The organism is Streptomyces sp. NPDC102279 (genome assembly GCF_044766365.1).
Taxonomy (GTDB): Bacteria; Actinomycetota; Actinomycetes; order Streptomycetales; family Streptomycetaceae; genus Streptomyces.
The window spans coordinates 77,415-95,146 of sequence record NZ_JBIWLU010000014.1; the positions used below are offsets into that span (position 1 = coordinate 77,415).

The following is a 17,732-nucleotide window of genomic DNA, read 5'->3' on the forward strand; positions in this document are numbered from 1 at the left end:
TCCCTACCGCGGGGAGACGGAAGGCCTGCCGGCCCCCGCCATCCGTCCGCCGCCGCCCCGCTCTCAGGACCGTCCCGGTCCGGCCGCCGACCGGGCTCCGAGCACCGCCGGCGCCGTCGAGTGGGGCAGCAGGTCAAGCGGGTCCTCGGGCAGCTGGACCGCCACCTCCACCTCCTCGCGGAAGCGGTAGGGCCGGTGGTCGAGGAGTCCCGTGAGCCGCCGCCGTACGCGGGACAGCTCGGCGCGGACGGTGACCGTGCGGGTCGGGTCGCCGAACAGGTCGACCGCGAGCTGCGCCGCGCTGCGTCCCTGCCGGTGCACGGCGAGGACGTACAGCAGCTCCGCGTGGCGCGGGCTCAGGTCCTGGGCCCAACTGCCCGCCGTGCCCGAGACGGTGACGCGGGGCCGCCGCGGGTCGGTGAGGTCGAGGAGGATCCGGGCGGCGCCGGCGCCTGCCTCGTCCTCGTCCCCGGTGACCCGCAGCAGCCAGCCGCCCGGCATCGGCTCGGCGACGCACGTCCCGAGCGTGGGCAGCCAGGTCCGGCCCGCGCCGAAGTCGTCCGGCAGCGGGACCCGGCCGACGGGTGGCATCCCGGTGACGGCGGCGAGCCAGCCGTGGGTGTCCACCACCATCGCCCGGCCGGACAGCCGCGACAGCAGGGGGGCGGCGACCGCGCGCAACCGTTCGATGGCGGTCAGATGCCGGGTGCGCAGTTCACTTTCGGCCAGCCGCGACACCGTGTCGACCAGAGCGAGCGTGGCCGGGTGGAAGGTGGTGTCCGGGCCGCTCACGTCGACGATTCCGAGCAGCCGCCCGTCGCGCGGGTCGTGGACGGGAGCCGCCGCGCACGTCCACTCGTGCAGGGCGCGGACGAAGTGCTCGGCCGCGTGCACCTGCACCGGGGCGTCCACCGACAGGGCCGTGCCGATGGCGTTGGTGCCGGTGGTGTCCTCGCTCCAGTCGGCTCCCTCGGCCAGGCAGACGGCGTCGGCGCGGCGCAGTACGCCCGCGTTGCCCTCCCGCCACAGCACCCGGCCCTCCGGATCGGCGACCACCATGATCTGCAGCGAGGCGTCGGCGACCGCTCCGAGCCCGGCGCTGAGCGTCGGCAGCACATCGGCGAGGACGGTGGACGTCCGCCGGTGTTCGAGTTCGTCCGACTGCAACCGCACGCTGTCCGTTCCCTGTTCGGGATCGATGCCCAGACGTCTCATCCGCAGCCACGACTGGCCGATCACCGGCCGTGGAGCGATCAGCGCGCGTCCGCCCTTGACCGGCGCCGCCCAGCCCGCGCGGAGGGGGGCGGACGTTTCGGACGCGTCGAGCGGTGCGAACGGGGTGGGACGGATCGATGTGGTCTTCACAGGGCACTCCCGGAACGAGGACCGCGGACGAGCCACGACGCCGCCGTCCTCCCACATCGTGCCTGCTCTCGGCCCGGCCCGCGTGGACTTCGCACAAGGTGCACAAAGGAATGCAACGGTCTGCAACTCTCGCCAACGGTCACAAGGTTCCCTGAAACTGACAGCGACGCCGCCTGAGCGGCGTCCGAGCTCCTGAACGGGGCCAAGGCGGGGGTGGTGCCGTGTCGGCGCAGCACCACCCCCGCGCCGGAGCCCGTCAGACCCCCGGCCGGGCCCGCTCCACCACCGTGGCCAGATCCAGACTGTGCGGCAGCGTGCCGAACGCGGAACCCCAGTCCCCGCCCAGCCGTGACGCGCAGAACGCGTCCGCGACCTCCGGCGGCGCGTACCGGACGAGCAGTGAACCCTGCAGCACCGTCGCGATCCGCTCGACCAGCCGACGGGCCCGGCCCTCGATGCCGTCCAGGTCCGCGAGTTCGGCCAGCAGGTTCTTGATGGCGCCGTCCAGCCGGTGGTCCGCCCCGCGCGCCTGCCCCACCTCCCGCAGATAGGCGTCCAGCGCCCCCGGCTCGCGCTGCAGCGCGCGCAGCACGTCCAGCGCCTGCACATTGCCCGCGCCCTCCCAGACGGAGTTGAGGGGCGACTCGCGCAACAGCCTCGGCATGCCCGACTCCTCGACGTAGCCGTTGCCGCCCAGACACTCCAGCGCCTCCGCCGCGACCGGCGTACACCGCTTGGTCACCCAGTACTTGGCGGCCGGCACCGCGAGCCGCAGGAAGGCCCGCTCCTGCTCACTGTCGTCGTCGTACGCCGCGGCCAGCCGCATCGCCAGCGTGGTGGCGGCCTCCGACTCCAGCGCCAGGTCCGCGAGGACGTTGCGCATCAGCGGCTTGTCGACGAGCCGGCCGCCGAACGCCTCGCGGTACGTGCAGTGGTGGACCGCCTGCGCGACGGCCTGCCGCATCAGCGCGGCCGAACCGAGCACACAGTCCAGCCGGGTCGCCGCGACCATCTCGATGATGGTCCGCACCCCGCGGCCCTCGTCGCCCACCCGCCGGGCCCAGGTCCCGTCGAACTCGACCTCGCTCGACGCGTTGGAACGGTTGCCGAGCTTGTCCTTGAGACGCTGGATACGGAAGACGTTGCGGGTGTCGTCCTCCAGCACGCGCGGGACCAGGAAGCACGTCAGGCCGCCCGGTGCCTGCGCCAGTACGAGGAAGCCGTCCGACATCGGTGCCGAACAGAACCACTTGTGCCCGGTCAGCCCGTACGTCCCCTCCTCGGCGAGCGGCCGTGCCTCGGTCGTGTTGGCCCGTACGTCGCTGCCGCCCTGCTTCTCGGTCATGCCCATGCCGAAGATCACGCCGGACTTCCGGGAGGCCGGCCGCAACTCCTGGTCGTAGATCGTGGACGTCAGCCGCGGCTCCCACTCGGCGGCTAGCGCCGGGTCGGTGCGCAGCGCGGGAACGGCCGCGTGGGTCATCGACAGCGGACAGCCGTTGCCCGCCTCGGCCTGCGCCCAGACGACGAAGCCCGCCGCCCGGCGCAGGTGCCCCCCGGGCCGGTTCCAGGCGGAGGTGAGCCCCGCCGACACGCCCTTGCCGAGGAGCCGGTGCCAGGCCGGGTGGAAGTCGACCTGGTCGATCCGGTTGCCGTAGCGGTCGTGGGTGCGCAGCTTGGGCGGATTCTCGTTGGCCAGCGCACCCCACTCCTGCACCTGGGCGGAACCGGAGGACCGGCCGAGGGCGGACAGTTCGTCGCGGGCCTCGTCGAGAAGCCCTGGATCGAGATGCCGGTCGACCGCCTCGGTGAGGGCCCGGTCGGCGGCGAATACGTCATATCCGACCAGGGGCGGAGCCTGGTTGGTCACGGTGTGGGTGCTGGCTGCCATACGGATACGGTAAGGACGTGCACCAGGCAAAAGAAACACCTGAACGGCCCCGCCCGGGCCGCTTCCACCGCGCACGCGCGCTGTACCGGAACGTTTCGAAGCGCAGGACCGCCTGGCTGCTGCTCAAGGACACCGTCAACTCGTGCATGGAGTACCGGATCCTGGGACTGGCGGCCGAGGCCGCCTTCTTCACGCTCCTGTCCGTGCCGCCGCTGCTGCTCAGCATGATCGGGCTGCTCGGCTACGTGGACGACTGGACGGGCGCCGACACCATCGCCAGTCTGGAGTCCAACCTGCTGGAGGCGTCCCGCACGGTCCTCACCGAGAAGGGCGTGCACCAGATCGCCGAGCCGATCCTGCACGACGTGATGAAGGGCGGCCGGCCCGACATCATCTCGCTCGGCTTCCTGTTCGCCCTGTGGTCGGGCTCGCGCGCGGTGAACGTCTTCATCGACACGATCACCGTGATGTACGGCCTCGACGGCACCCGCGGGATCGTGAAGACCCGGGTCATGTCGTTCCTGCTGTTCATCGTGGCGCTGCTGATCGGTTCGGTCGCGCTGCCGCTGATGGTGGCGGGACCGGACGCCGTGGTGAACTTCGTGCCGTGGTCGACGACCGTCGTGCAGGTCCTCTACTGGCCCGTCGTCATCGTGCTGTCGGTCGTCTTCCTGACCACGCTCTACCACGTGTCCGTGCCCGTCCGTTCACCGTGGGTGGAGGACGTGCCGGGCGCCCTGGTCGCCCTCGCCATGTGGGTGCTCGGCAGTTTCCTGCTCCGCATCTACCTCACGAACACCGTCGAGGGCCCCACCATCTACGGCTCGCTCGCCGCGCCGGTCGCCGTCCTGCTGTGGATCGGCGTGTCCGCGTTCGCCGTCCTCGTCGGCGCGGCCGTGAACGCCGCGATCGACCGTGTCTGGCCGGCCGCCGCCACCGCCGCCGCCCGCGCCGCCAACGAGCGGATGCGCGAGGCCCAGGCCGCCCAGTACGTGGCGCGCGTCGCCGCGACCCGCTCGTACGACTCCGATCCGGACGACCCCGACATGCCCTCCGAGTTCCCGGAACGCTGGTCGCGCTTCCTGCCCCCGGAGGACGTGACCTCCCGCCTGCGCACCCACGTCAAGAACACCCACCACGGCCACCGCGCCGAGAAGGACGGCGAGGAGCGCCCCCCGCACGACACCCCCTGACCCTCGCGTCCGTCAGGCCTTCCACGCCCCGTCCGCGGCGGCCTCCCGTGCGAACTCCGTGAAGTCCCGCGGCGCCCGCCCGAGGATCTCCCCGACACCGTCCGACAGGTGGGAGTTCCGGCCGTCGAGCAGGCTCCCGAACAGGTCGACGAGGAACGCGACCTCCTCGGCGGGCACCCCGAACCCCGCGAGGACCGCGCCGTACTCCCGTGCCGACACCGGGGTGTACGTCATCGCCCCGCCCGTGGCCGCGGAGATCTCCGCCACCGCCTCCCGGAACGTCAGCAGCCGGGGCCCCGACACCTCCACCTCCCGGCCGGCGAACCGCTCGCCCCCGGTCAGCACGGCCACCACGACGTCCGCGATGTCCCGGACGTCCACGAACGGCTCCCGCACCTCACCGGCCGGGAAGACCAGCTCCCCGTGGCGCAGCCCCTCCACCAGCGGGCCCTCGCTGAAGTTCTGCGCGAACCACGACGCCCGTACGACCGTCCAGTCCGCGCCGGACGACCTGAGCGCCTCCTCCGTCGGCACGGCCTGTTCCTCGCCCCGCGACGACAGCAGCACGAGGCGCCGCACACCGAGCCCCACCGCCTCCCGGGCCAGGGCGCCGACCGCCTCCGTGGCGGCCGGCGAGCCCACGTCCGTGGGATGCGCCAGGTACGCCGCGTCGGCGCCCGCGAGCGCCCCGGCCCACGTCGAGGGCTCGTCCCAGTCGAAGCCCGTCGCGCGCGACCCGGGCCGCACCGTCAGTCCGGCCGCCCGCGCGGACGCCGCGACCCGGCTCCCGGTCCGCCCCGTCGCCCCCGTCACCAACACCGTCATGTTCCGCGTGTTCTCCGTCATGCCTCCGAGTCAACTGCCGCGCCGGGCACGGAACCATCGCCGAGCGGCTCGTTCCCATAAGCGGACGTCCACGGCTCGCCCGGTCCGTCTACGCTGGCGCCATGGACGCTCGCCCGGGCTCGAACCCGCTGACGCGGGGGGACCCCCTTGCCGGCCTGCTGGAGGGTCCCCGCGCGCGGGGCGCCTTCATGATCCGCGCGTGCTTCGACCCGCCCTGGTCGCTGCGCGTCGAGGACCGCGCCCCGCTGACGATCATGCTCGTGGTGCGCGGCGACGCCTGGGTCGTACCGGACCGCGGCGAGCGGGTCCGGCTGCGGGCCGGCGACCTCGCCATCGCCCGCGGTCCCGACCCGTACGTCTGCGCCGACGACCCCGACACCCCCACGCAGGCCGTGATCCTGCCGGGCGGCGAGTGCTCCTACCCCGACGGGCGCTCGCTCAGCGGCCACTGGGACCTCGGGGTGCGCACCTGGGGCGACCGGCTCGACGGCTCCACCGTGCTGCTCATCGGCACGTACCTCATGCGGGGCGAGGTCGACGGCCGGCTGCTGGACGCCCTGCCGCCGCTGCTGTCGCTCACCTCCGACGTGTGGGAGTGCCCGCTCACCTCGATCCTCGCGGACGAGATGGTGCGCGACGAACCCGGACAGGAGGTCGTCCTCGACCGGCTGCTCGACCTTCTGATGATCGCCGCCCTGCGGGCCTGGTTCTCCCGCCCGGAGGCCGCGACGCCCGCCTGGTACCAGGCCCTCGCCGATCCCGTCGTGGGCCGCGTCCTGCGGATCGTGCGGGACGATCCGGCACTCCCCTGGACGGTCGCGACGCTCGCCGCCAAGGCCGGTGTCTCGCGCGCCGCCCTGGCCAGGCGCTTCAGCGAACTCGTCGGGGAGCCCCCGATGACCTACCTGACCGGCCGGCGGCTCGCGCTGGCCGCCGACCGGCTCCGCGAGAGCGACGACACCCTGGAGACGATCGCCCGCCACGTCGGCTACGGCAGCGCCTTCGCCCTCTCCAGCGCCTTCAAGCGGGTGTACGGCGTCAGCCCGCAGGAACACCGGACGGGCGCGGCGTAGCCTGGCACCCATGTACGCGGAACGGGCCTCCCGGCTGCCGGGCGCGGTCGTGTGGAGCCGCGTCCCGGGCCTTCCCGGTCCCGGCCCGGAGAGCGGGAGCGAGGGACCGGGCGCCGACCCCGGGCATCCGCCCGCGGCCACCGTCGCGGCCGTTCTGCCGGACGGCTGCATGGACCTGCTGTGGACCGAGGGCCGCCTGCTGGTGGCCGGTCCCGACACCGGCCCGTACGTCCCGGACGAGGTGTCGTCCGGCGGCGGCTGGGCGGGCGTCCGCTTCTTCCCGGGCACGGCCCCCACCTACCTGGGTGTTCCGGCGGACGAACTCCGCGACCGACGCGTCGAGTTGATCGACCTGTGGCCCGCCTCCGAGGTGCGCCGCCTCGCCGCGCGGATCGACGCGGCCGCCGACCCCGTGACCGCGCTCGAAGAGGTCGCCCTGCGCCGGGCGGCCGACACCGAGCGGCCCGATCCGGTGCTCCTGGAGGTCGTGGCCGCACTCGACGGAGGCCACCCGGTCGCCCGGACCGCTGACGAACTGGGTCTGGGCGCACGCCAGTTGCACCGACGGTCCCTCACGGCCTTCGGCTACGGACCCAAGACCCTGGCCCGCGTGCTGCGCCTGCAACGCGCCCTCGCCCTGGCCCGGGACGGCGTGCCCTTCGCGGAGACGGCGCTCCGCGCCGGATTCGCCGACCAGGCCCATCTGGCCCGTGACGTAAGGGAGTTGGCGGGCGCGACGCTCGGTGAGCTGGTCGCCCACCGGTAGCCGTCCGGACTACCGCGCGGGTGAACCGTCCCCGGGCAGCGGAGCGAACAGGTCCACAGCGTTGCCGTCCGGGTCGTGCACGACGGCGTACCGCATGCCCCAGAACGCGTCCCAGGGCTTCAGTTCGCCGTGATGCCCGGCGCCGACCAGTTCGTCGTACACCGAGTCGACCTCGGCCGGGTCGTCGCAGCGGAAGGCGAGCGACACCCGGCCGCCGCCGGACGGGGGCCGCCACCCCGGGTGGAAGGACCGGACGGTCTCCTCCGTGTCGAGCGCGAGACGCAGTCCGCCGGGCAGCCCGGCCTCGACGTGCGGCTCGGCCTCGGCACCCGCGGGGAAGTCGAACCCCAGCCGGCGGTAGAAGGCGAGAGAGGCGGCCATGTCGGAGGCGACGAGGCCGATCACATCGAATCGAGGAGTCATACGGCCACGCTAGGCGGACCCGTGAGATCAGTCTTGAAGGAAACGGACACGGCGGGGCGCGCGCGGGGGCGGCTCACGCCGTCACCCCCGGACGCCCGGCGAGACGGCCGCCGGACGGGGTCCGATGGCAGGCGCCCCGATCGGGGCCGCCACTAGGCTCCGGGCATGACATTCCGCGTCCTCGTGTACACCCGTACCGCCGACTACCGGCACGACTCCATCCCGGCCGGGATCGCCGCCGTGCGGGCCCTCGGCGAGGCGTACGGGTTCGCCGTCGACGCCACCGAGGATCCGGCCGTCCTCGAGGCTCCCCTCGACGCGTACGCGGCGGTCGTCTTCCTGTCGACCAGCGGCGACGTGCTCACGCCACCCGGGCGCGAGCGGCTCGCGGCCTACGTCGACGGGGGCGGCGGGTTCGCCGGGGTGCACGCCGCCGCCTGCACCGAGTACGACTGGCCCTACTACGGAGAACTGCTCGGCGCCCGCTTCGCCCGGCACCCGGACCTCCAGCCGGGCCGCGCCGTCGTCGAGGACCACGGACATCCGGCCACCCGACACCTGCCTCCCGTCTGGGAGTTCACGGACGAGTGGTACGACTTCCGGGCCGCTCCCCGCGGTTCGGTACGCGTCCTGGTCTCGGCCGACGAATCCTCCTACGAGGGCGGGGGGATGGGCGACGAGCATCCCCTGGCCTGGTGCCGGACCCAGGGCGCGGGCCGCGTCTTCTACACCGCCCTCGGACACACCGCGCAGGCCTACGACGACGAGGACTTCCGCCGGCATCTCCTCGGCGGTATCACCTGGGCCGCGGCAGGACCCGGGGCCGACCCGGTGGTGGCGCGCTGACCAGGGCCGTACCGCGATATCGGCCGAATGGGGACGTCCGCAGGAATACCGGGACGTGATGTGATGCCCTGATCCTTACGACTCGCGACGATGAGGAGCTGGTCCCGGATGGTGGTGGACGCGGTGGAATCGGCGGAGACGAAGGACCCGGTGGTCGCCACCCCGCACGGAAGGGTCCGCGGCCGGTACGAGAACGGGATCGCGGTCTTCCGGGGCATCCCCTACGCGGCTCCGCCCTTCGGCCCCCACCGCTTCCGCCCGCCCGTGCCGCCCGAGCCGTGGGACGGCGTGCGGGACGCGGGCGCGTTCGGCCCGACGCCGCCGAAACCGCCGTACTCGGAGGCGTTCGGGCGGCTCCTGTCCGACCCCAGCGTCCCCGGCGACGACTGTCTCAACCTGAACGTGTGGACACCGGCCCCGGATCCCGCCGCCCGGCTCCCCGTCATGGTCTGGATCCACGGCGGCGCCCTCACCCGCGGCTCCTCGGCGGTACCGGTCTACGACGGGCGCGCGTTCGCCCGGGACGGCGTCGTGTTCGTCTCCATCAACTACCGCCTGGGAGTGGAGGGTTACGGCCTCTTCCCGGACGCCCCCGCCAACCCCGGGCTGCGCGACCAGCTGGCCGCGCTGGAGTGGGTGCGGGCGTCCGTCGCCGCGTTCGGCGGTGATCCCGGCCGGGTCACCGTCTTCGGCGAGTCCGCGGGGGCCATCAGCATCGGCGCGCTGCTCGCGAGCCCACGCGCCCAGGGGCTCTTCCACCGGGCCGTCCTGCAGAGCGGCCCGCCCGAGGCGAGCGATCGCGACAAGGTCCGCCGGATGGTCCGCAGGATGGCCGCCCGGCTGAAGATCCCGGCGACGGCCGAGGCGTTCGCCACTGTCGACCGCGACCTTCTCCTGCGCACCCAGGCCGAGGTCGGCCGGCTCAGCAGTCCCGTCCTCGGCGGTCCCGCCTTCGGCATCGTCGTCGACGGCGACCTCGTCCCGCGCGACCCGCTGGAGGCACTCGTCGGGGGCGCCGCGCCGGACGTCGGCCTCCTCCTCGGCTGGACCCGCGACGAGTACCGGCTGTGGCTCGTGCCGGGCGGCCTCCTGGAACGCGTGGACCGCCTCGGCCCGGTCGCCCTCGCCGGCGCCATGGCCCGCTGCCACTGCGGCCACGAGGTCCCTCGCGGCTACCGCGCCCTCCACCCGGACGCGGGGACCGCCGACCTCGTCGGCCAGATGGTCACCGACCACATCCTGCGGGTCCCGCTGCACCGCCTTGCCGACGCCCGCGACGGCCGCCCCACCGCCGCCCTCGACGCGGACGCCCGGGGCGTCCCGCGGGCTCCGGCATATGTCTACGAGTTCGCCTGGCCGTCCAACGTGCCGGACCTCGGCGCCTGCCACGCCCTGGAACTGGGCTTCGTCTTCGACACTCCCGACGCGCCCGAGTCGGAGAAGCTCGCGGGCGAGGGAGCCCCGCAGGAGCTGGCGGACGCCATGCACGGCGCGTGGGTGCGGTTCGCGGTCGACGGCGATCCGGGGTGGGACGCGTGGGACGGCTCGCACCCGGTCCGGGTGTTCGGCGTCGGCGACCCGCACACCGTGCACGGCCTGCGCGACCGCGAACTCGCCCTGTGGGAGGAGGAGGCGGCGCGGCCGTCCGCGCCCACGGCCGAGCCGGCGGACGGGCCTCTCGAACCCGAAGGTCCCGCGCGCCGGACCTTCGGCACGACGACCCGCATAGGGGCACCGCTGTCCGCTGTCCGCCGCTTCCGCAGGTCGGGAGCGCGGGGCGGCCCGGAGGGCGGCACCGGGCGGCCGTGACCGGTGGGGCGCTGCGGGCCGCGCCGGTGGACGGCCGGGGTGAGAAGCGCCGCCGCCGGCGAGCGGGGCCGGACACCGGCGGTGTCGCTCGCCGCGGCGCACGGCGTGTGCCGGCCGGGGTCCTGCGCCCCCGCACCGGGCGGGGCCGATGGTCCGGACCGACCGAGGTGAGGGGCCCCGTACCGGGCTGGGCCGGCTCTTGCCGGCCGGGTTCAGGAGGATCGTAGGGACGGGGCGAGCGACCCCGCGCCGGTCGGCGTCAAGCGCCCCGTACAGCTGTCGCGATTCCCGTGATCGCCTCCGGACCCACCCGGCAGCAACCGCCGACGAGCCGCGCCCCGCCACGCTCCCACCCGGCGACCTGACCCGCCGTGAACGACGAACTGCCGGTCCAGGCGCGGGCCTCGGCGTCCCAGGCCTCGCCGCTGTTCGGATAGACCACGACGGGCTTCCCGGTCACCCGGGCCGCGACGGCGATCGCCGCGTCCACGTCCTCGGGCGCACAGCAGTTGATGCCGACGGCGACGATCTCGTCCGCCTCGGCGGCCGGTGCGAAGGCCTCCTCCAGCGGCTGGCCGGCCCGCGTCCGGTCACCGGCGACGCTGTACGACAGCCACGCCGGGACGCCGAGCCCGCGCACAGCCCTCAGCAGGGCCAGCGCCTCGTCGGCGTCCGGGACCGTCTCCAGGGCCAGCACGTCGGGACCGGCGGCGGCCAGCACTTCGAGGCGCGGGCGGTGGAACCGCTCCAGCTCGTCGACGCTCAGCCCGTACCGCCCCCGGTACTCCGAACCGTCCGCGAGCATCGCCCCGTACGGACCGACCGACGCGGCCACCCACAGCGGCCGCGCGACCCCCTCGGCGTGCGCGCGCCGGGCGGCCTCGCGCGCCGACTCGACGCTCAGGCCGAGGAGTTCGCCAGCCCGCTCGTGCGTGATGCCACGCCGCGCGAAGCCCTCGAACGTCGCCTGGTAACTGGCGGTGATCGCTACGTCCGCGCCCGCCTCGTAGTAGGCGAGATGTGCTTCGACGACCGCCTCGGGCCGCTCCGCGAGCAGCCGTGCCGACCACAGCGCGTCACTCAGGTCGTGCCCGGCCGACTCCAGCTGGTTGGACATGCCGCCGTCGAGCACCACCGTGCCGTGGGAGAGCGCCTCGGCGAAGGTGCGGGGGGTGTCACCGGCCACGCGGCCGGCCGTGTCGCTGGTCATGCCACGACGCTAGTCGATCCGGACGGCACCCCGCCGAGAGGTCCACGGCACCCTGCCGCGGAGGGGGCGGGCGGTGGCAGGATCAGCCGGCATGGAATTCTCCGAGGTGGTCCGTCGCCGCCGCATGATCCGGCACTACTCCGACAAGCCCCTGACCCCGGAGGCCGTGGAACGCGTCCTCGCCTCCGCGCTCCGCGCACCCTCCGCCGGCTTCTCGCAAGGCTGGGCGTTCCTGGCCCTGACCGACCCGCCCGACCGCGCCCGGTTCTGGCCCTTCGTCCCCACCCGGGTGGAGAAGACGCCGACCATGCAGGACGCCCCGCTGGTCGTCGTACCGCTCGCCCACAAGGCCGCCTACCTGGAGCGCTACGCCGAGCCCGACAAGGGGTGGGAGGACCGGGCGGAGGCCCGCTGGCCCGCCCCGTACTGGTTCGTCGACACCGGGATGGCGTCTTTGATGATGCTGCTCACCGCGGTCGACGAGGGGCTCGACGCCTGCTTCTTCGGGATCATGCCGGAGCAACTGCGGCCCTTCCGGGCCGAGTTCGGCATCCCCGCGGAGTACGCGCCCATCGGCGGCATCACCGTCGGCTACCGGTCCGACGACGTTCCCCCGCAGAGCCCGCTCGTCGAGGAACGCCGACGCGGTACGGCCGAGGTCGTCCACCGGGGGCACTGGGGGCTGCACGCCTGACACGGCGACGACGGCCGCCCCAGAGGGTGCACGCCCTAGCCTGGACGCATGCTGCGAGACGTGTTCGACGAGGACGCCGAGCTCTACGACCGCTCCCGTCCCGCCTACCCGCCCGCCCTGGTCGACGCTCTGATCGGCGACGTGGACCTGACCCCGGACACGCGTGTCCTGGAGGTGGGCCCGGGAACGGGACAGCTGACCGTGCCCCTGGCCCGGACGGGCTGCCGGATCACGGCGGTCGAACTGGGGCCCTCCCTCGCGGCGGTGACCCGGCGCAACCTTCGGCCGTTCCCGGAGGCCCGCGTCGAGGTCGCCGCGTTCGAGGAGTGGACCCCGCCGGGCCCCGTCTTCGCACTGGCGGTCTGCGCCACCGCCTTCCACTGGATCGACCCGGCCGAGCGGGTGCCCGGGATGACCGCCGCCCTCGCGCCGGGCGGCACCCTCGCCCTGATCACCACCCACCATGTGGCGGGCGGCTCCGAGGAGTTCTTCGCCCGGGCCCAGGGATGCTACGAACGCTGGGACCCCGCCACCCCGCCCGGCCTGCGCGCGTCGGACGAGAGCGACGTCGCCTCCGACACCGGTGAACTCGACGCCTGCGACCGGCTCGGGCCGGTCGGGATCCGGCGCTTCTCCCGCGAGATCACGTACACCACCGAGGCCTACCTCGACGTCCTGCGGACCTACTCGGGCCACCGCGCGCTGCCGGCACCCGCCCGCGAGGGCCTCCTCGCCTGCCTCGCAGGCCTGATCGACAACCGGTACGGCGGCAGCATCACCAAGCGCTACCTGCACGAGCTGATCACGGCCCGCCGGGTGGAGCGGCAGGGTTCCTAGCCGCCGTCGTCCGGGCGGCCGGCCCTGAGCGGGGTGGTGAACCGGGCAGGGCACCCCGGGGGTCTAGAAAGCGCTTGCCCGGAGGATGTAGCGTCCTGCCGCCAGGTCGTTCCGTCCCGGCGCACCGCCCCGCCTGCCCGGACACCCCTGAGACAGGACGCCCAGCTGATGCCCGCCGAGCCCGCCGAGGACCGCACCCTGAGCCCGTACACCGGCCGTACGCGCGGCCACTGGGAGGCGACCGCCGACTCCCTGCTCGCCGCCGTGGCGCCGTACGCGACCGACGGGGGAGCCCTCTACCACCTCCCCGGAAACCGCGCGAGCGCCTCCGGAAGGCTCTCCGACGGGCTGGAGGGCTACGCCCGGACGCTGCTGCTGGCGGGCTTCCGCAGGGACGAGAAGGTCCTGGAGCGGTACGCGGACGGGCTCGCCGCCGGGACGGCGGGAGTCTGGCCCCGGGTCGAGCACCGCAGTCAGCCGCTCGTCGAGGCCGCGTCCGTCGCGCTCGCGCTCCGGCTGACCCGCTCCCAGCTGTGGGACCGCCTGGACGACGGTGTGCGTCAGCGTGCCGCCGCCTGGCTCGGCGACGCGCTGAGGGCCGAACCCTGGCCCAACAACTGGGAGTTGTTCCCGGTGACGGTCGGCGGCTTCCTCCAGGACGTCGGCTACGAGCCTGACCTCTCCCGCGCGGTGATCGACCGCGGCCTGGAGCGGATCGAGCAGTGGTACCTCGGCGACGGCTGGTACACCGACGGCCACGGCCGCAAGTTCGACTACTACAACGGCTGGGCGATGCACCTCTACCCGGTGCTGCACGCCTGGCTCGGTGACGACACCCGCCTCCTCGACCTGTACGCCGGCCGCCTGGAGGCTCATCTCGGCGACTATGCCCGCCTGTTCGGCGCCGACGGGGCGCCGATGCTTCAGGGCCGCTCCCTGACCTACCGCTTCGCGGCCACCGCCCCGTTGTGGCTCGGAGCGCTCACCGGCCGCACACCGCTGTCCCCGGGGGAGACCCGGCGCCTCGCCTCCGGCGCCCTGCGCTACTTCCTCGACCGGGGCGCGGTCGACGGCGACGGTCTGCTCACCCGCGGCTGGCGCGGCCCCGACGAGGCGTTCCTGCAGGACTACTCCGGCCCCGCTTCCCCGTACTGGGCGAGCAAGGCGTTCGTCTGCCTGTTGCTGCCTGCCGACCATGAGGTGTGGACGGCGCGGGAGGAGCCGGGCCCGGCGGAACGCGCCGATGCGGTCACCGCGGTCCGTCCGGCCAACTGGCTGATCCAGTCGACGCGTTCGGACGGTCTGGTCCGCCTCCACAACCACGGCAGCGAGGACGCCCGCTACGACCCGTACTACACGCGGCTCGCCTACTCGACCGTCACGGAGCCCTCGTCCTCGTACGACAACAGCGTGATCGTCGGTGGCGACGCGGGCCGTACGGGGATCGAGCCGCTGGGCGTCGGCGAGGGCTGGGCGGCGTCCCGGCACACCGTCGGGGAGGGCGTCGCCGTGGCCGGCCTCGTCGTCGCACGGGGTGCGGTGGAGGTGCGGGCCCACCTGGTGTCGGGCGCGGCCCCGGGGACGCCGGTACGGGTCACGGGCTGGGCGGCGCCGGTCGGAGCTCGCTCCGAACTCCGCGCGGTTCACGGCCTGTCCGGGGCGGGTGCGTCCGCGGACGGTCTGCCGGAGGCGGCGGGGACCACGGGAGCCGACACCTCCCTCTTCGTCGCCCTCGTCCGTCTCACCGCTGAGCCGGACCCGCGCCCGCTCACGGATCTGGTGTCGGTACGGGTGGCACCGGTGGAGGACGCGGGACCCGGCGCGTACGACCTCACGGTGACCTGGGCACCGGGCGACGAGGCGACCTTCCGGTTCACCGCCTCCGCCGACCATGTAGCCCCGTCGCCGGAGGGGCCGGAGGGGCCGGAGGGGCCGGAGACACGGGAGCCGTCCCGGGGGCCCTCCCCGAGAGTGTTCGTCCGAACTCCCTAGAGTGGAGACGGCGGTGCCGACGCGGACGCGGATCCGCCGGGGGAGGGAACGGGCCATGGCCAGACCGGACAGTGGCACGCGGGCGGACAGAGCGGCCGATCCCGAGCGGATGATCGCGGAGGCGCGGAAGGCGTTCTTCGTGATGTTCGCGCTCCTTGCGATCGTGTGGCTGGTGCAACTGGCCAATTCCGCCGACCACTACGCCCTCTCGCGTGACCACGGAGTCGTCTCAGGAGACCTGGGCACCCTGCCCGGCATCCTCAGCGCACCTTTGCTGCACTGGAGTTGGGCCCACATCGAGAGCAACTCCGGCCCCCTGTTCGTGTTCGGCTTCCTCGCCGCCTACCGCGGAGTGGCCCGTTTCCTCGGGCTGAGCCTCCTCGTCGCCGTGACCAGCGGCCTCACGGTGTGGCTCTTCGAGAGCGGCGGCGTGGACACGGTGGGCGCGAGCGGCCTGATCTTCGGGTACTTCGGCTACGTCGTGGTCCGCGGCCTCTTCGACCGCCACCTGATCGACACCCTGATCGGCGTCGTCATGGCCGCGTCCTTCGCCTACATGCTCACCGTCACGGTCCCGGGAACCCCGGGCGTGAGCTGGCTCGGACACCTCGGAGGCCTCGGCGGCGGCCTCCTCGGCGCCTGGCTCTTCCGTGACCGCCACCCCCGGCAGACCGCCACCCCGACCCCGCCCGCCACACCGGGCACACCGGCCCCCCGCGCCGCACAGCCGTCCACCACGGACAACCCCCGCGCGGACCTGCACAAGGAGCTGGGGGATCTGGGGCTTCTCTAGCCCGGGGGCCGAGCCCCCGGCAGGCCGACGGGACAGTTCGGCGGGTGCCGAACCATCCCGCCGCTATCGTCCCCGTATGACCGCTGCCCCGAGTGAAGACCCGGTCGGCGCCGCAGCCTCGTTCGCCGCGCTGCACCACGCCGATGCCCCCCTTCTGCTGCCCAACGCCTGGGACCACGCCTCCGCCCTCGCGCTGGCCGGTCAGGGGTTCGCGGCCGTCGGGACCACGAGTCTCGGTGTCGCCGCCGCCGCCGGGCTGCCCGACGGCGCCGCCGCCACCCGAGACCTCACCGTCCGGCTCGCCCGGCAACTCGGCGGGGCCCGTCTCCTGTTGTCGGTGGACGCGGAGGACGGGTTCGGCGAGGACCCGGACACGGTGGCCGGGCTGGCGCGCGAACTGGCGGACGCCGGCGCGGTCGGCGTCAACATCGAGGACGGCCTCGGATCCGCCACGCTGCACGCCGCGAAGATCGCGGCGGTCAAGGCCGCGGTGCCCCACCTGTTCGTGAACGCCCGGACGGACACGTACTGGCTCGGCGACGGGGGCCACACCGAGACGTGCCGCCGCCTCGACGCCTACCTCCAGGCGGGCGCCGACGGCGTGTTCGTGCCCGGACTCAGTGACCCGGACCGCATCGCTGACCTGGTGAAGACGTTCGACGCGCCGCTCAACGTCCTGTACTCACCCCTCGGCCCGACCGTCGCCCGACTCGGCGATCTCGGCGTCCGCCGGGTCAGTCTCGGCTCCCTGCTGTACCGCCGGTCCCTGGGCGCCGCCCTCGACACCGCCCTGGACATCCGGGCCGGCCGGACCCCGCAGGGCAGCACTCCTTCCTACGCGGACGTGCAGGCCCTCAGCGCGCGGCAGCTCGGTCCCTGACCCGGAAAGCCGCCCGCCCTGGGGCGGTTCAGGCGCGGCTCGGTCACAGGTGCGAGCGTCTCAGCGCGTCGCCCGGCCCACCAGCGCCTCCGTGAGGAGGTCCGCGAACTCCACCGGGTGTTCCAGGCAGCCGAGATGGCCGCCGGGGAAGTCGAGCAGCGCGGCCCCCGTGGCCTCGGCGAGCGACACGGCGGTACGGCGCGGGAGTTGGCCCTCGGAGGTGCGGCCGGCGCCGAGGACGAACCGGTCGGACAGCCCTTTGAGTACGTCCACGTCCGGGATGCGCGTGGCGAACGGGCGCAGTACGTGGGCCAGGAAGACGGCGATCGGGGTGTCCGCGGGGATCTCCACGGGCTCGGCGGCCCGCGAGCCGGGCGCGGCTGTGCCGTACGTCTCCGCAGGCTCGGCGCTCGCGTCCCCCCGACCGCTCGCCGCGCCCTCCCAGGCCCGGCCCTCCAGGCCCGCGGCGAGGCGCGCCATCGCCGGCGCGGGGCCCTGCGTGCGGCAGAGCCGGTCCACTTCCTCGACCATCGCGCGCTGGGCCACCGCGTCCGGCAGCACGGCGACGCTCGGCGGTTCGTGGGCCACCACCCGGCGCAGCCGCTCCGGGTGCCGGGCCAGCAGGTCGAGGGCGACGATGCCGCCCGAGCTGGTGCCGAAGACGTACGCCGACTCACCGTCCGGGAGGACGGAGCCGAGAAGCCGGTGGGCGTTGTCGCTCCAGTCCTCGACACGCTGGTCGCCGACCGGGCCGTCCAGGGGCCTGCGCGACAGGCCGAGCGGGTCGTACGTCACCACGGTGAACCGCTCGGAGAGCCGGTCCGTGAGGCTCTCCAGGCCCATGGGGTGTCCGGCCCCGCCCGGTACCACCATCAGTACGGGGCCGCTGCCGCGCACCTCGTGGTGGTACGGGCGCGGTCCCCTCCCGGGCTCAGTCATCGTCCTCGTCCTTCGTCGTCCGTGAACCGGTCGCCGTCGTCCCGGCCCGGCAGGCCGGTGATCTCCCGGCCGGTCCACCGGCAGATCGTAGGCGCGGCTGAGCCCGGGTTCCACGGAATTCCGGCCCGGCGGACCGCGCCGGGCCGCACGGGGGAGCAACCGCTCGGCCGATCGA

Annotated in this window: 16 protein-coding genes; 10 read left to right on the forward strand and 6 right to left on the reverse strand. The window is 74.1% G+C overall.

The window, feature by feature from the left end:
• Positions 1 to 63: 63 nt before the first annotated feature.
• Positions 64 to 1,365 (reverse strand): GAF domain-containing protein, encoded by a 1,302-nt coding sequence (locus ACIRQH_RS32280; RefSeq protein WP_388871517.1) that lies wholly within the window; start codon positions 1,363 to 1,365, stop codon positions 64 to 66.
• A gap of 256 nt (positions 1,366 to 1,621) precedes the next feature.
• Positions 1,622 to 3,256 carry an acyl-CoA dehydrogenase family protein gene (locus ACIRQH_RS32285; RefSeq protein WP_388871514.1) on the reverse strand — a complete coding sequence of 545 codons (1,635 nt, stop codon included), beginning with the start codon at positions 3,254 to 3,256 and terminating at the stop codon, positions 1,622 to 1,624.
• Between the two features lie 17 nt (positions 3,257 to 3,273).
• On the opposite strand from ACIRQH_RS32285, the gene ACIRQH_RS32290 reads away from it, so the two are divergent.
• Entirely contained in the window at positions 3,274 to 4,449 is a 1,176-nt protein-coding gene (locus ACIRQH_RS32290; RefSeq protein ID WP_358818239.1) for a YihY/virulence factor BrkB family protein, read from the forward strand.
• A gap of 12 nt (positions 4,450 to 4,461) precedes the next feature.
• Here ACIRQH_RS32290 and ACIRQH_RS32295 read toward each other — a convergent pair whose 3' ends face one another.
• Complete coding sequence (locus ACIRQH_RS32295; RefSeq protein ID WP_388871511.1) at positions 4,462 to 5,295, reverse strand: NAD(P)H-binding protein; 834 nt, start codon at positions 5,293 to 5,295, stop codon at positions 4,462 to 4,464.
• A gap of 101 nt (positions 5,296 to 5,396) precedes the next feature.
• On the opposite strand from ACIRQH_RS32295, the gene ACIRQH_RS32300 reads away from it, so the two are divergent.
• Both ACIRQH_RS32300 and ACIRQH_RS32305 read left to right on the forward strand, forming a co-directional pair.
• Complete coding sequence (locus tag ACIRQH_RS32300) at positions 5,397 to 6,368, forward strand: AraC family transcriptional regulator (RefSeq protein WP_358818237.1); 972 nt, start codon at positions 5,397 to 5,399, stop codon at positions 6,366 to 6,368.
• Between the two features lie 10 nt (positions 6,369 to 6,378).
• Positions 6,379 to 7,134: a helix-turn-helix domain-containing protein gene (locus tag ACIRQH_RS32305; RefSeq protein WP_404228222.1), complete on the forward strand. Its 756-nt coding sequence runs from the start codon at positions 6,379 to 6,381 to the stop codon at positions 7,132 to 7,134.
• 9 nt (positions 7,135 to 7,143) lie between these two features.
• Here ACIRQH_RS32305 and ACIRQH_RS32310 read toward each other — a convergent pair whose 3' ends face one another.
• Positions 7,144 to 7,557, reverse strand: a complete 414-nt coding sequence (locus ACIRQH_RS32310) for a VOC family protein (protein WP_358818235.1) — start codon at positions 7,555 to 7,557, stop codon at positions 7,144 to 7,146.
• A gap of 165 nt (positions 7,558 to 7,722) precedes the next feature.
• Between ACIRQH_RS32310 and ACIRQH_RS32315 the strand changes: the two genes are divergently transcribed.
• Together ACIRQH_RS32315 and ACIRQH_RS32320 are read left to right on the forward strand one after the other, a co-directional pair.
• Positions 7,723 to 8,403 (forward strand): ThuA domain-containing protein, encoded by a 681-nt coding sequence (locus ACIRQH_RS32315; protein ID WP_388871503.1) that lies wholly within the window; start codon positions 7,723 to 7,725, stop codon positions 8,401 to 8,403.
• Positions 8,404 to 8,493: 90 nt separating this feature from the next.
• Entirely contained in the window at positions 8,494 to 10,212 is a 1,719-nt protein-coding gene (locus tag ACIRQH_RS32320) for a carboxylesterase/lipase family protein (protein WP_404228229.1), read from the forward strand.
• 259 nt (positions 10,213 to 10,471) lie between these two features.
• On the opposite strand, the gene mmuM is transcribed toward ACIRQH_RS32320, so the two are convergent.
• Complete coding sequence (gene mmuM / locus ACIRQH_RS32325) at positions 10,472 to 11,422, reverse strand: homocysteine S-methyltransferase (RefSeq protein WP_404228232.1); 951 nt, start codon at positions 11,420 to 11,422, stop codon at positions 10,472 to 10,474.
• 91 nt (positions 11,423 to 11,513) lie between these two features.
• On the opposite strand from mmuM, the gene ACIRQH_RS32330 reads away from it, so the two are divergent.
• From ACIRQH_RS32330 to ACIRQH_RS32350, 5 genes are all read left to right on the forward strand, one after another.
• Complete coding sequence (locus ACIRQH_RS32330; RefSeq protein ID WP_388871494.1) at positions 11,514 to 12,116, forward strand: nitroreductase family protein; 603 nt, start codon at positions 11,514 to 11,516, stop codon at positions 12,114 to 12,116.
• A gap of 48 nt (positions 12,117 to 12,164) precedes the next feature.
• A complete protein-coding gene (locus ACIRQH_RS32335; RefSeq protein ID WP_388871491.1) occupies positions 12,165 to 12,953 on the forward strand; it encodes a class I SAM-dependent methyltransferase in 789 nt (262 codons plus the stop codon).
• 168 nt (positions 12,954 to 13,121) lie between these two features.
• Positions 13,122 to 14,945, forward strand: a complete 1,824-nt coding sequence (locus ACIRQH_RS32340; protein WP_404228235.1) for a DUF2264 domain-containing protein — start codon at positions 13,122 to 13,124, stop codon at positions 14,943 to 14,945.
• Positions 14,946 to 15,000: 55 nt separating this feature from the next.
• Positions 15,001 to 15,738: a rhomboid family intramembrane serine protease gene (locus ACIRQH_RS32345; RefSeq protein ID WP_404228238.1), complete on the forward strand. Its 738-nt coding sequence runs from the start codon at positions 15,001 to 15,003 to the stop codon at positions 15,736 to 15,738.
• Between the two features lie 76 nt (positions 15,739 to 15,814).
• On the forward strand, positions 15,815 to 16,618 hold the full coding sequence (locus tag ACIRQH_RS32350; RefSeq protein WP_404228240.1) for an isocitrate lyase/phosphoenolpyruvate mutase family protein: 804 nt from the start codon (positions 15,815 to 15,817) through the stop codon (positions 16,616 to 16,618).
• A 60-nt stretch (positions 16,619 to 16,678) separates the two neighbouring features.
• Here the strand turns inward: ACIRQH_RS32350 and ACIRQH_RS32355 are convergent, their stop codons facing one another.
• Positions 16,679 to 17,557, reverse strand: coding sequence for an alpha/beta hydrolase (locus tag ACIRQH_RS32355; protein WP_388933373.1), 879 nt, complete (start codon positions 17,555 to 17,557; stop codon positions 16,679 to 16,681).
• Positions 17,558 to 17,732: the final 175 nt, after the last annotated feature.

What these genes read in the sequence shown, in the direction of transcription:
- ACIRQH_RS32315 (WP_388871503.1), top strand. Translation starts at nt 7,723, where the DNA reads ATGACATTCCGCGTCCTCGTGTACACCCGTACCGCCGACTACCGGCAC.
- ACIRQH_RS32340 (WP_404228235.1), top strand. Translation starts at nt 13,122, where the DNA reads ATGCCCGCCGAGCCCGCCGAGGACCGCACCCTGAGCCCGTACACCGGC.
- ACIRQH_RS32355 (WP_388933373.1), bottom strand. Translation starts at nt 17,557, where the DNA reads ATGACTGAGCCCGGGAGGGGACCGCGCCCGTACCACCACGAGGTGCGC.
- mmuM (WP_404228232.1), bottom strand. Translation starts at nt 11,422, where the DNA reads ATGACCAGCGACACGGCCGGCCGCGTGGCCGGTGACACCCCCCGCACC.
- ACIRQH_RS32300 (WP_358818237.1), top strand. Translation starts at nt 5,397, where the DNA reads ATGGACGCTCGCCCGGGCTCGAACCCGCTGACGCGGGGGGACCCCCTT.
- ACIRQH_RS32310 (WP_358818235.1), bottom strand. Translation starts at nt 7,557, where the DNA reads ATGACTCCTCGATTCGATGTGATCGGCCTCGTCGCCTCCGACATGGCC.
- ACIRQH_RS32295 (WP_388871511.1), bottom strand. Translation starts at nt 5,295, where the DNA reads ATGACGGAGAACACGCGGAACATGACGGTGTTGGTGACGGGGGCGACG.
- ACIRQH_RS32350 (WP_404228240.1), top strand. Translation starts at nt 15,815, where the DNA reads ATGACCGCTGCCCCGAGTGAAGACCCGGTCGGCGCCGCAGCCTCGTTC.
- ACIRQH_RS32345 (WP_404228238.1), top strand. Translation starts at nt 15,001, where the DNA reads ATGGCCAGACCGGACAGTGGCACGCGGGCGGACAGAGCGGCCGATCCC.
- ACIRQH_RS32330 (WP_388871494.1), top strand. Translation starts at nt 11,514, where the DNA reads ATGGAATTCTCCGAGGTGGTCCGTCGCCGCCGCATGATCCGGCACTAC.
- ACIRQH_RS32335 (WP_388871491.1), top strand. Translation starts at nt 12,165, where the DNA reads ATGCTGCGAGACGTGTTCGACGAGGACGCCGAGCTCTACGACCGCTCC.
- ACIRQH_RS32285 (WP_388871514.1), bottom strand. Translation starts at nt 3,256, where the DNA reads ATGGCAGCCAGCACCCACACCGTGACCAACCAGGCTCCGCCCCTGGTC.
- ACIRQH_RS32305 (WP_404228222.1), top strand. Translation starts at nt 6,379, where the DNA reads ATGTACGCGGAACGGGCCTCCCGGCTGCCGGGCGCGGTCGTGTGGAGC.
- ACIRQH_RS32320 (WP_404228229.1), top strand. Translation starts at nt 8,494, where the DNA reads ATGAGGAGCTGGTCCCGGATGGTGGTGGACGCGGTGGAATCGGCGGAG.